This is a genomic window from Streptomyces sp. NPDC020742, assembly GCF_040641675.1.
Classification (GTDB): Bacteria; Actinomycetota; Actinomycetes; order Streptomycetales; family Streptomycetaceae; genus Streptomyces.
In genome coordinates this window covers 35,031-47,334 of record NZ_JBFAEA010000010.1, presented here as the reverse complement: position 1 = coordinate 47,334, position 12,304 = coordinate 35,031, and the positions used below count along the sequence as shown (strand labels likewise).

Below are 12,304 nucleotides of genomic sequence, written 5' to 3'. Positions count from 1 at the left end.
TCGGGCCGGACGTGCTGGGGTCAGCGGTACTTCTTGGCGACCTGTTCAGCGAGCTTCTGGCCCTTGTCGAGCGCAGCCGGGACCGTCGTGTGACCGGCCATGGCCGAGCTGACGCTCTGTGAGACCTGAGTGCCCAGGCTGGTGAACTCCGGGATGTCGACGAACTGGATGCCGGCGGTCGGCCGGGGCTGCACGCCCGGGGTGCGCGGGTCGGCCGTGTTGATGGCGTTCAGGGTCGGTTCGGCGAACGCGGACGCTGCTTTGAGGTAGTTGGCGTTCAGATACGTCGAGGTGCGCTTGCCCGCGGGGATACGGGACCAGCCGAGCTTGTCCCCGACCAGCTTCTCGTAGCCCTTGCTGGACGCCCAGGAGATGAACTTCCAGGCGTCGTCCTGATGCTTGCTCGCCTTCTCGATGCCCCAGGCCCAAGTGGCCAGCCAGCCCGAACTCTTGGTCTTCTGCACCGGCGCGGAAACATATCCGATCTTTCCGGCCACCTTGGACTGCTTGGGGTCTTCCAGGGCGCCGGCGCCGGAGGTGGCGTCGTACCACATGGCGACCTTGCTCTGACTCATGTCGTTGAGGCACTCGGTGAAGCCGGCGTGCGACGCGCCGGCCTCGCCGTGCTTGCGCACCAGGTCGACATAGAACTGCGTTGCCTCCTGGAACGGCTTCGCGTTCACCTGGGCCTGCCAGTCCTTGGTGAACCAGGTGCCGCCGAAGGTGTTGACGACCGTGGTCAGCGGCGCGAAGAGCTCGCCCCAGCCCGGCTGCCCGCGCAGGCAGATGCCACGCATCCCGGGCTTGGCACCGTCTGCCTTGGCAGCCAGGTCGGCCACCTGCTGCCAGGTCGGGTGGGCGGGCATGGTGAGGTGCTTGGCCGCGAAGACGTCCTTGCGGTACATGAGGAACGACGACTCGCCGTAGAACGGCTCGGCGTAGAGCTTGCCGTCGGCCGCGGTGAGCGACTCGGCCATGGGCTTGAGGACGTCTCCCTGGTCGAAGGCCCGGTCCTGGTCCGCGTGGGAGTCGAGCGGGGTGAGCCAGCCGTTCTTGGCGTAGAAGGGCACCTCGTAGTTGGTGAGCGTGGCCACGTCGTACTGGCCGGCCTGGTTGGAGAACTCCTGGCTGGCTTTGTCACGCAGGTCGTTCTCCGGGAGAACGGTGAAATTGACGTGGATGCCGGTCTGCCGGGTGAAGTTCTGCGCGGTGAGCTGCCGCAGGTCCTCCATCTGCGGGTTGTTCACCATCAGCACGCTGATCGAACGGCCACCGCCGCCGGCCGCGGTGCCGCCGGCACCCGCGCAACCGGTTGCCACCAACGCCATGCCGGTGAGAACGGCAACCGCGCACAGCGGCTTTGATCTGAATCTGATCACTGCTCCTCCTTGAGAGGTGGGACTGAGTGACGCGTGAACCGCGGGCCTGCCCGAGCAGTCGGGGCGGCCCGGGACCGCGGTGGACTCGCACGGCCCCGTTCAGGCGGGGCGCGGCGAGCAGTCAGCAGACACGGGGCCGGTTCGCGTGACGCTGTCCCGTTGCTGCGGCGGGGGCGGGTCCAGTGGCGCCTTCCAGGTCGGGGAGGGAAGGCGCCACTGGACTTCACCCCTCCAGGAACGGTCCGGAACAGCGGTTGCCGACCGAAGGGAGGACACGGGCCTGGAAGGGGCCGGGAGAACCCGTGTGCTCCAGGGGTGGTAGAGCGCCATGGGCTGTCGACGGCATTCTTACCAGAAGAGATGTGGATTGTTAACACATCTTGCGAGAATGAATGGCCGGATCTATCGTCGTGCCAACCCGATCGGGGCCCTCAGCACACCGGCGCCGACGGAGAACCCCCACTGCCGGTCACTGTTCCTGAGCGCAGAAGATCACTGCTGTCGGCGAGGCCCTGATGGAGCTCCTTGCCTTCCGACCCAGGGACAGCTCGCGACCGCCTGACCCGTACCGCGGGATGTGCCCGTAGCGCCCGCACCACCTTCCACTCGGATCGTCCGGCACGTTCCTGCCGGTGAAGGGACCCACCACCATGGCCACTGTCACGTTCGACAAGGCGACCCGGCGCTACCCCGGCTCCGACCGGGCAGCCGTCGACGCACTGGAGATCGACATCGCCGACGGCGAATTCCTCGTACTCGTCGGGCCCTCTGGCTGCGGCAAGTCCACCTCCCTGCGGATGCTCGCCGGGCTCGAAGACGTCAACGACGGGGCGATCCGCATCGGGGACCGCGAGGTGACGCATCTGCCGCCGAAGGACCGGGACATCGCCATGGTGTTCCAGAACTACGCGCTGTACCCGCACATGACCGTGGCCGACAACATGGGCTTCGCGCTCAAGATCGCCGGGGTGGACAAGGCAGAGATCCGCACCCGTGTCGAGGAGGCAGCCAAGATCCTCGACCTCACCGAGTACCTGAGCCGCAAGCCGAAGGCGCTCTCGGGAGGCCAGCGCCAGCGTGTGGCCATGGGCCGCGCCATCGTCCGGGAACCCCAGGTCTTCCTCATGGACGAACCGCTGTCGAACCTCGACGCCAAGCTGCGCGTCCAGACGCGCACGCAGATCGCGAGTCTGCAGCGGCGGCTCGGCACGACCACGGTGTACGTCACACACGATCAGGTCGAGGCGATGACGATGGGGGACCGGGTCGCCGTGCTCAAGGACGGTGTGCTCCAACAGGTGGACTCGCCGCGCCGCATGTACGACCGGCCCGCCAATCTCTTCGTGGCGGGGTTCATCGGGTCGCCGGCCATGAACCTGGTCGAGGTCCCGGTCACTGACGGCGGTGTGAAGTTCGGTAACAGCGTCGTGCCGGTCAACCGCGAGGCCCTCGCCGCCGGCAACGGCGACCGCACGGTGACCGTCGGGGTACGCCCCGAGCACTTCGACATCACGGACGGCGCCGCCGGCCCGCTCGCGGGGAACGCACCGGCCGGCGTCGCGGTCACCGCCAATGTGGTGGAGGAGCTCGGTGCGGACGGGTACGTCTACGGCACCGCTGAGATCGGCGGCGAGCAGCAGGACATCGTGGTCCGCGTCGGTGGCCGCCGGGTACCGCGCAAGGGCGACGTCCTGCACGTCGTCCCCCGGGCCGGCGAGACCCACGTCTTCTCCACGTCCACCGGTGAACGTCTCAGCGATTGACACCGTGCCGGCCGCCCGCCGCGGGCCCGGCGCAGGGGACGATCGCGCGATCGTGGACCGCGTGTCCGTCCCCTGCGCCGACCGGGGGCATGCGACGATCGCGCCACGAGCGGATCCACGAGCCGAGGCAGACCTGACCGCGGCCTTCGGACCAGCCGCTGCACGGCCGGCCGGTGCGTGTGCCCGTCGGCGGGCAACGCGCCCGGGTACGGCCGGAGTCCCGGGTCCCGGTGTGCTGCCGCAGTCCTGACGCCGGTCCCCTCGGCGCGGCCCACGGGGAAGGAACCGTCATGTGCCAGCTGATCCGAGCGCGGTGGCCGCACGCACTCGCGGCCGCCGTTGCGGTGCTGAGTCTCTTGGCGTCCGGCTGCACCGGGAGCGGCGCGATCGGTGGCACGCCCGGCGCGACGACCCTCACCGTGGCCATCGTCGCCAATCCGCAGATGCGGGATGTGGAAACCCTCACGCCGGCATTCGAGCGATCCCACCCGGGCGTCCGTGTGCACTACGTGACGCTGCCGGAGAACGAGGCGCGGCAGAAGATCACCGAGTCGGTTGCCACCGGTAGCCGTGAGTTCGATGTGGTCATGATCAGCAATTACGAGACGCCCATGTGGGCTCGGAACGGCTGGCTGACCGACCTGCAGCCGCTGGCCGACCGAACCCCTGGTTACGATCCTTCCGACTTCATCGGCCCGATCCGCAGGGCCCTCTCCTACCGCGGTCGCCTCTACTCGGTCCCGTTCTACGGCGAGTCGTCGTTCCTGATGTACCGCAAGGACCTCTTCGCCGCCCACCACCTGACCATGCCGCCGCACCCCACCTGGCGGCAGGTGGCGGCCTTCGCCAGCAGGCTCCACGACCCCCGGCACGGCAGGGCGGGGATCTGCCTGCGCGGCGCCCCCGGCTGGGGCCAGGTGCTCGCCCCTCTGAACACGGTGATCAACACCTTCGGCGGCCGCTGGTACGACATGCGGTGGAACGCCCAGCTCACATCACCCGCCGTACAACGGGCAGTCGGCTTCTACGTCGGCCTGGTGCGCCGCGACGGAGAGCCGGCGGCGGCCACCGCGGGCTTCACCGAATGCGCCACCCACTTCGCGCAGGGCAACGCCGCCATGTGGTACGACGCGACCTCGGCGGCCGGACTGCTGGAGGACCCGGCGAGCAGCAAAGTGGTCGGCAGGGTCGGCTACGCGGCCGCGCCGGTCGAGGTGACGGCGTCGTCGGGCTGGCTCTACTCCTGGTCGTTCGGTATCCCCACCGCCACCGTGCACAAGGACGCGGCCTGGCAGTTCATCGCCTGGGCCACCTCGCGGGACTACATCAAGCTGGTCGGGCGCAAGCTGGGCTGGTCCCGGCTGCTGCCCGGTAGCCGGGAGTCCACCTACACCATCCCGCAGTACCGCAAGGTCTCCCGCCCGTTCGGCGGACCGACTCTGGCAGCCATCCGCCGGGCCGACCCGGAGCACCCCACCGTGCAGCCCGTGCCGTACACCGGCGTGCAGTTCCTGGACATCCCCGAGTTCCAGGATTTGGGCACCAGGGTGAGCCAGCAGATCAACGCCGCGATCGCCGGGCAGCAGTCCGTACGGTCCGCGCTGGACCAGTCCCAGCAGTACGCGCAGACCGTCGGCCGTGGCTACCGGCAGCCGAGCCACCAGGAGGGACCCCATGGCCGGTAGCGCCACCCTGCCCGGCGGCACCGTAGCGGCGGCTGCGCCGACGGCCCCGGTGGCCTGGCGGCGCGGTTGGCCGCTCCTCCCCGCACTGCTCTACATGGTCATCGTCACGCAGGTGCCGTTCGTCTTCACGGTGCTCTACTCGTTCCAGGCCTGGAACCTGGTGAGGCCCGGGTCGCAGCGCTGGGTCGGCCTGGCCAACTACGCGAACGTCCTCACCGACAACGCCTTCCGCAGCGCCTTGCTCACCGAGATCGAAATGACCTTGCTCGCGGTGGCCGCCGCCATGGCGCTCGGTGTGCCTCTGGCGGTGCTGCTCGACCGCCGGTTCCCGGGCCGTGGCATCGCGCGCACCCTGCTGATCTCGCCGTTCCTGATCATGCCGACGGTGTCGGGACTGCTGTGGAAGACCACAATGCTCGACCCGGTCTACGGCATCGTCAGCTATGTCCTGTCGTGGTTCGGCGTGCCGGCCACCGACTTCGTCAGCCGGTTCCCGATGGCGTCGGTGGTGACCGTGCTGGTGTGGCAGTGGACGCCGTTCATGATGCTGATCGTGCTCGCCGGGCTGCAGAGCCAGTCGGACGACGTCCTGGAGGCCGCTCGGGTGGACGGCGCCGGCCCGTGGACGACGTTCCGGTGGATCACCCTGCCGCATCTACGCCGCTACCTCGAACTGGGCGTGCTGCTGGGGGCGATCTACCTGGTCAACACCTTCGACGTGATCTACATGATGACGCAGGGCGGGCCAGGCACGCGCACCACCAACCTGCCCTACTACGTCTATCAGCGGGCCTTCCTCGGCTTCGACGTCGGCCAGGCGTCCGCGTTGGGCGTGGTCACCGTCGCCGGCACGATCGTGGTTGCCGCGGTGGCCTTGCGCATGCTGTTCACCGTGTTCTCCGGCACGGAGAGGAGCGCCGGATGACCCCTCCCACACCTCGCCCGTCGCGCCGCCGTCGGCTCGGGCGCAGTGCCTGGGCCACCGGCGCGTGGCTGGCCGCGGTCGTGTTCTTCTTCCCGGTGCTGTGGATGGCACTCACGGCGTTCAAGCCGGAGTCCGCCGCCTACACCCGCACGCCCCAGCTCGTCTTCTCCCCGACATGGGCCCAGTTCCGCGCGGTGTTCGCCGGCGGCATCGGCCCGTACCTGGCCAACTCCGCGCTGGCCTCGGTCATGTCCACGGTTCTCGCGCTGATCCTGGCGGCCCCGGCGGCCTACGCCCTGTCCGTCCGGCCCGTGAAGAAGTGGCGCAACGCGCTGTTCTTCTTCATCTCCACCAAGATGCTCCCGGTCGTCGCCGCGATCATCCCCATCTACCTGGCCGTGCGCGACCTCGGTGCGCTGGACGGCATTGGCACACTGATCGTCTTGTACGCGGCCATGAACCTGCCCATCGCAGTGTGGATGCTGCGCTCCTTCTTCCTCGAAGTCCCCCGCGAGGTGCTGGAAGCCGCCCGGGTGGACGGTGCCACCACCCGCCAGGAACTGACCGCAGTGCTGCTCCCGATGGTCCTGCCGGGGATCACCGCGACCGCCCTGATCTGCCTGATCTTCTCGTGGAACGAATTCTTCCTCGCCCTCAACCTGACCTCGTTCCGAGCCGCGACCATCCCGGTGTTCCTCGTCGGCTTCATCACCAGCGAGGGCCTGTACTGGGCGAAGCTGTCCGCCGCCGCCACGCTGGCCTGCTTTCCGGTCCTGCTCGCAGGCTGGATCGCCCAGCGGCAACTCGTGCGCGGCCTGTCCATGGGGGCCGTCAAGTGAGGGCGCCGCCCGGCACCCTCGCGCAAGGGACGGCCCCGCCGCGCCGGCCGCCGTCATCGTGATCCGCCGCAGTCCCACAGCCCGGCGACGCCGCGCACCGGATGTCCCCCGGACCTCGCCGCCGCCCGCACCTTCAGGAGGCTCCCCATGCACACCCTCGTGGTCGGTGACCAATTCGTCCCCGCCGCCCTCTACCTCGACGCGTTGCGCGAGGTGTGCGGCGCGCGCTTCGGCCCGGTGCGGACCGTCGACTGGTCCGGTACCAAGGCCGACCAGCACTCGGCCCAGCAGACCATGGAACGGGAGGGCCCTGCAGCAGTGCCAGTGCCGGCCGAGATCGTGGCGGCGCTCGGCGACGCGGAAGTGCTCGCCGTGCACTTCGCTCCGGTCTCCCGGGCGGTACTGGAGGCCGCACCGAAGCTGCGGGCGGTGTGCGTGGCACGCACCGGGCTGGAGAACGTCGACCTGGCCGCCGCCACCGAGCGCGGCGTTGCCGTGGTACCGGTGTTCGGCCGCAACGCCTCGGCCGTCGCAGAACTGGCGCTGGGACTCATGCTCACCGAAGCCCGCGACATCGCCCGCGCGGACGCGTCGATCAAGGCTGGTGGGTGGCGCAAGGACTTCGGCGGTCCGGGGCACGAGGTCGGCGGCAGCACCGTCGGACTGGTCGGCATGGGACACGTAGGGCGTGAACTGGCCCGTCTCCTGCGGGGTTTCGGCGCACGCATCCTGGTGCACGACCCGTACCTACCCGACGCGGTGATCGCCGAGCACGGTGCGCTCCGGGCCGACCTGGACACCATCTTCCTGGAGTCCGACTTCGTGCACGTCCTCGCGCGGCTGACACCCGAGACCGAAAGGTTCATCGGACGCCGGCAGTTCGCGCTGATGAAACATACGGCCTTCTTCATCAACACGGCCCGCAGCCGGCTGGTCGACACCGACGCCCTGTACGAGGCGCTGGCCACGGGCAGCATCGCCGGAGCGGGCCTGGACGTGCACGACCAGGAACCGCTGCCCGCCGACAGCCCCTGGCGCGCACTGGACAATGTCACGCTCACCACCCACTACGCGGGCGACACCATGACCACGAACCTGCGCTCGGCGCACCTGGTCGCGCAAGCCATCGACGAGTTGGCACGCACCGGTCGATGCCTCGAAGCGGTCAACGCGCGCGCGTTGGAATGGGGGTAATCGGAGGTGCGGAAGCTGTTGCTCGGTCTGGACGCCGGCCAGACCGTGACCAAGGCGGTGCTGTTCGACGCCGCCGGACGGCAGGTGGCGAAGGGCAGCATCAAGGTTCCGCTGCACACCCCCCGTCCATGCTGGGTGGAACGCGACATGAACGAGGTGTGGCTGGCCGCGCAGCAGGCCATCCGGAGGTGCCTGGCCGACGGCGGGGTCACGACCGGCCGGGAGGTTGCGGCGGTCGGCCTTTCGGGCCACAACGACGGGTTGTACGCGGTCGACGAGCGGCATGAACCCGTACGGGCGGCCATCAGCGCCATGGACACCCGCGCCCACACGGTGCTCGACCGCTGGCGGGATACCCCCGTCTGGCCGCAGGCGCTGGCACGGTCCGGCCAGGTGCCGTTCGCCGCGTCTCCGGCGGCCGTGCTCGCCTGGTTGAAAGGCCACGAACCGACCGTGCTGGAGCGGTCCCGATGGCTGATGTTCTGCAAGGACTGGCTACGTCTCAAGCTGACCGGCGAGGTCGCCACCGACCCCACGGAGGCGAGTGCCTCATTCACCGATGTGCATACCCATGCCTACTCCCGGCAGCTGCTCGATCTGTACGGACTCGGTGAACTGGCCCGGAAGTTGCCGCCCGTTCTGCCCTGCGAAGCCGTGGCCGGGCGGGTCACCGCCGAGGCTGCCGCGGCGACCGGTCTCAGCTTCGGTACGCCGGTCGTCACAGGTGCGCATGACGTCGACGCGGCGGCGATCGGCATCGGCGGCATCACTCCCGGCGATCTTTGCTTGATCGCCGGGACGTTCAGCGTCAACCAGGTGGTCAGCGACCGCGTGGTGATCGATCCCCGCTGGCAGGTGCGCAACTTCGTCCGTCCGCAACAGTGGATGAGCATGTCCACGTCGCCTGCCTCGGTGGCCAACCTTGAGTGGTTCCTGCGCGTGGTCGGCGTGCCCACGGCGCCCGGCGAGAGCGTGCACGACGTGATTGCCGGAGAGGTCGGCGCCCACCTTGCCGGACGGTCGGAGGTGCTGTTCCACCCCTTCATCTACGGCTCCCCGCACAGCTGGCCCGCCTCCGGGACGTTCCTGGGCCTGCGCGGCTGGCATACCCGAGGCCACCTGCTGAGAGCGCTTCTGGAGGGCGTCGTACTGAACCACCGATGGCACGTCGACGCCCTGTCCTCGGCCCTTCCCGTCACCGGGGCGACGCGGCTGACCGGCGGCGCGGCACGCAGCGAGACCTGGGCGCAGATGTTCTCCGACGCCCTGAACCGCCCGATCGAGGTGCCCCATGTCGACGAGAGCGCGGCCCGTGGTGCCGCTCTGCTCGCCGGAACCGCCATCGGAATGTTCACCGGAATCGATGACGCCCGCGCCCTCCCCACGGGCGGCCGCTCCTACCAACCCGAGGCCGGCCGGGTCGCGGTACTGGGCGAGACCTACCAGGCATATCTGGCGGCCGTTGAGGCCCTTGGTCCTGTCTGGAGCCGGCTCGCCGGCGACTGAGCCCCGTGACGATCCGGTGCCCCTTCACTTTCGGAGGGTGAGCAAGGACCTGACATTCGCGGGCGAGCCCGGCTGCGGCCGGATGTCGATCCGGGGCCTCCGCGCCTACGGTCCCCGTGCACGCAACCGGGAAATTTAACAGAGTTTCCAGGCTCACATCACGCAATTTATGAAATATATTGCCCGAATGTCTTGCTTCTCCCCGCCCTCAGGCGTAAACCGGAGCTAATGAGCCTCTCACGGCGGTGAAACAACATGTATGCGGAAGAGCGTCAACAACTCATCGTGGAGCGGGCCCGGCACGACGGCCGGGTCGAGGTCACCACGCTGGCGGCTGAGCTCGACGTCACCGCCGAAACGATCCGGCGCGACCTGGCCGTGCTGGAGCGTCACGGTCAGCTCCGCCGGGTACACGGCGGAGCCATCCCGGTCGAGCGCTTCGGATTCGAGCCCGCACTCGCCCATCGCACGACCATGCTGGCCGAGGAGAAGGCACGCATCGCCACAGCGGCGCTCGCCGAGGTCCCCGAGACGGGCGCCATCCTGCTCGATGCCGGCACCACCACCGGACACCTGGCCGACCTGCTGCCCACCGACCACGAGCTGACCGTCGTCACCAACGGCCTGGCCATCGCAGTCCAACTGGCGCTCCGCCCCCACATCAACCTCTTCCTCGTCGGTGGCCACGTGCGCACGCGCACACAGGCGACGGTCGGCGACTGGACCCGTGCCCCCCTCGCCGCCACCTACGTAGACGTCGCTTTCATGGGCACCAACGGCATCTCGGTGGAACGGGGACTGACGACCCCCGACACCACGGAGGCAGCCGTCAAGCGGTGCATGATGGCCAGCGCCCGGCGCGTTGCCGTCCTCGCCGACCACACGAAGTTCTCCATCGACCACTTCGCCTGCTTCGGCCATCTGGACGAGGTTGACGTGGTCATCAGCGACTCGGGTCTGGATTCCACCCTCGCCGACGACCTGGCCGCTGCCGGCCCCCGGGTGGTGCGCGCATGAACATCGCACCGCTCACCGGCCAAGCTCGACGGTATACGGCAGTTCCCGAAGTGCGTTCGGGCCCCGCCGTAGTCCCTGACCATGGAAGTGACATCATGTCCGACACCGTGCCCGGCCCCAGGGTCACCAGCACGCAAGGCGTCACGCCACACGGCACGCTGCTGCCCGCCCTCACGTCGCGGTCCGCGCAGCACGCCGTACTGGTCCTGCCCGCGCAGGATGCCTGCGTTCGCAGTGCCCGACGCTTCGCCGCCGCCCTGCTCGCCTGGTGGGCCCTGTCTGCCGACGATCAGGACACCGCAGTGCTCATCGTGAGCGAACTGACGACCAACGCGGCGCAGCACGGTCACAGCGACATGACGATCCGCCTGACCCTCGACCCGGACATGCTGCACATTGCGGTGGCCGACCACGGGGATGTCGACCCGTCGACGTTGTCGCACCCTGACGACGACCCTGACGAGCACGGCCGCGGACTGCACATAGTGCACGCCCTCACGGCCCGGCTCGACATCCACCAGGGCAGCGCCGGACGGCAGGTCCACGCCAGCCTGCGGATCACCCCTCCGCAACTGGCCGCCGCAGGCGACACGAATCCCCGTCAGACTCTCGACGGAAGCGACCCGGTCAGGAATCCGCCGACCCGGCCGCGACGCCACACGTGCCAGAGCGGCACGGTCGCTCCCTGGACGCTGACCGCTCAGCCGGAGGCGGCCCTGGCTCACCGGCCGAAGGGCCGGCAACTTCCTGACGGACCTCGGGTACCTGTCTCCGCACTGCAAGAGCGCTCCCTGAAGAAGGGCTGAACGCCGACTGGGCGCAGCGCACCCGGCAGGACTCGCACCCGGCAGGACTCGAACCCGGCCAAGTGGTCGACGCTGCGGACTCCTCCCGTGCGCAGTTACGAGGGCGTTGGGCCAGGACGGCAAGAGCTCGACGAGGAGGGCCTCGGTGCGGGGCGGGAGGCTACGGGCGCCGCCGCTGTGCTCGTGATCGCGGGCAATGAGCGATGCTGCTGTTGATGCGAGCTTGGCCGCATTGCCTGTGGCGGGTGCGGAGCACGTCGAGGTCGGAGACGGCGGACGGCGCGAGGGTGAGCCGACCGGTGGGGTCGGTGCCGAGCCGCGGGGTTCCGTCGGGGGCGTTCCCCCCGCCAGGTTCGCAGGCGTTCGATGAGGGCGTCACGGACATCCCCGGTTACGCCGCGAGGCCATAGCCCGGAGGTCAGAACGCGCGGGTGCACTCCTTCACGATGGAGCCGGAGCATGACCAGCGCCTCGTGGATTCCCGGCCTCGCCCGGGATGGTCAGGCTGATGCGGTGGCCGGGGTTGAGGCGGATCGGGAGGCCGGTGGCGGCGAGGTGATGGCCGGTGGTTTGTTGCCACTGGTGCCAGGTGTTGGGGGTGTGGGTGGGGTGGGTGAAGGCCGGGATGTAGCGGCTGCCGTCGTCCTCGACGACGGTGTAGAGGCCGGTCTGCCCCTCCTGGGCGAACAGGATGAGCGTGGCGTCGCGGAAGGCCGCGAGGAGTTCCTGCTCGCTGCCGTAACCGGTGACGGCGCGCTGCAGGGCTTGGTCCAGGGCGGTGACAGGGGGCGGGAACTCCAACGCCCTCGGCGACGGGCGGTAGTTCGGGTTGTGCGTGAAGGAAACGAGCTGGCCGGAGCTGCCGACGGACCAGCCGCCGACGATGCCGTACGGGGGGACGGCGCCGTTGGGGTCGAAGTACGGGTCGATCGCGTACACGTAGCCGCCGCGCTGCTGCGCGGCCTGGGCGCGCAGAGCCTCGGTGACCGGGGGAACGGCGGGGGCGGGGTGGGACGGGGTGGTCACAGTGACTGGCTCCACTGCTCTTCGAAGACGATCTGCTCGGCGACAGTGGCCAGCGTCTCGCGGGGTGCGGGTTGGAATGTCTGGATGCGATCGGCGCCGGTGGGGCGAAGCTCGGGCCTGAGTCGGTTTTCCGCCGAGGAAGAGGGAAGACCCCGACAGCTCTG

The 12,304-nt window shown here is 69.3% G+C and carries 10 protein-coding genes; 8 read left to right on the top strand and 2 right to left on the bottom strand.

What is annotated here, in order from left to right; translation table 11 throughout:
- Positions 1 to 20: 20 nt before the first annotated feature.
- Positions 21 to 1,328 carry a sugar ABC transporter substrate-binding protein gene (locus AB0G84_RS19010; RefSeq protein WP_361322040.1) on the bottom strand — a complete coding sequence of 436 codons (1,308 nt, stop codon included), beginning with the start codon at positions 1,326 to 1,328 and terminating at the stop codon, positions 21 to 23.
- A 701-nt stretch (positions 1,329 to 2,029) separates the two neighbouring features.
- On the opposite strand from AB0G84_RS19010, the gene ugpC reads away from it, so the two are divergent.
- The 8 genes from ugpC to AB0G84_RS18970 all read left to right on the top strand — a co-directional run bounded on the left by ugpC (position 2,030) and on the right by AB0G84_RS18970 (position 11,114).
- Complete coding sequence (gene ugpC, locus AB0G84_RS19005) at positions 2,030 to 3,142, top strand: sn-glycerol-3-phosphate ABC transporter ATP-binding protein UgpC (RefSeq protein WP_361321593.1); 1,113 nt, start codon at positions 2,030 to 2,032, stop codon at positions 3,140 to 3,142.
- A gap of 290 nt (positions 3,143 to 3,432) precedes the next feature.
- Positions 3,433 to 4,827, top strand: a complete 1,395-nt coding sequence (locus tag AB0G84_RS19000; RefSeq protein WP_361321591.1) for a sugar ABC transporter substrate-binding protein — start codon at positions 3,433 to 3,435, stop codon at positions 4,825 to 4,827.
- Complete coding sequence (locus AB0G84_RS18995; RefSeq protein WP_361321589.1) at positions 4,817 to 5,752, top strand: sugar ABC transporter permease; 936 nt, start codon at positions 4,817 to 4,819, stop codon at positions 5,750 to 5,752. Before AB0G84_RS19000 ends, AB0G84_RS18995 begins: the two co-directional genes overlap by 11 nt.
- On the top strand, positions 5,749 to 6,591 hold the full coding sequence (locus tag AB0G84_RS18990; RefSeq protein ID WP_361321587.1) for a carbohydrate ABC transporter permease: 843 nt from the start codon (positions 5,749 to 5,751) through the stop codon (positions 6,589 to 6,591). Before AB0G84_RS18995 ends, AB0G84_RS18990 begins: the two co-directional genes overlap by 4 nt.
- A gap of 147 nt (positions 6,592 to 6,738) precedes the next feature.
- Positions 6,739 to 7,785: a 2-hydroxyacid dehydrogenase gene (locus tag AB0G84_RS18985; RefSeq protein WP_361321585.1), complete on the top strand. Its 1,047-nt coding sequence runs from the start codon at positions 6,739 to 6,741 to the stop codon at positions 7,783 to 7,785.
- Positions 7,786 to 7,791: 6 nt separating this feature from the next.
- Positions 7,792 to 9,291, top strand: coding sequence for an FGGY-family carbohydrate kinase (locus AB0G84_RS18980; RefSeq protein WP_361321583.1), 1,500 nt, complete (start codon positions 7,792 to 7,794; stop codon positions 9,289 to 9,291).
- Between the two features lie 255 nt (positions 9,292 to 9,546).
- Positions 9,547 to 10,308, top strand: a complete 762-nt coding sequence (locus tag AB0G84_RS18975) for a DeoR/GlpR family DNA-binding transcription regulator (protein ID WP_361321581.1) — start codon at positions 9,547 to 9,549, stop codon at positions 10,306 to 10,308.
- 95 nt (positions 10,309 to 10,403) lie between these two features.
- A complete protein-coding gene (locus tag AB0G84_RS18970) occupies positions 10,404 to 11,114 on the top strand; it encodes an ATP-binding protein (RefSeq protein WP_361321579.1) in 711 nt (236 codons plus the stop codon).
- A 441-nt stretch (positions 11,115 to 11,555) separates the two neighbouring features.
- Here the strand turns inward: AB0G84_RS18970 and AB0G84_RS18965 are convergent, their stop codons facing one another.
- Positions 11,556 to 12,140, bottom strand: coding sequence for a type VII secretion system-associated protein (locus AB0G84_RS18965; protein ID WP_361321577.1), 585 nt, complete (start codon positions 12,138 to 12,140; stop codon positions 11,556 to 11,558).
- Between the last annotated feature and the right edge of the window lie 164 nt (positions 12,141 to 12,304).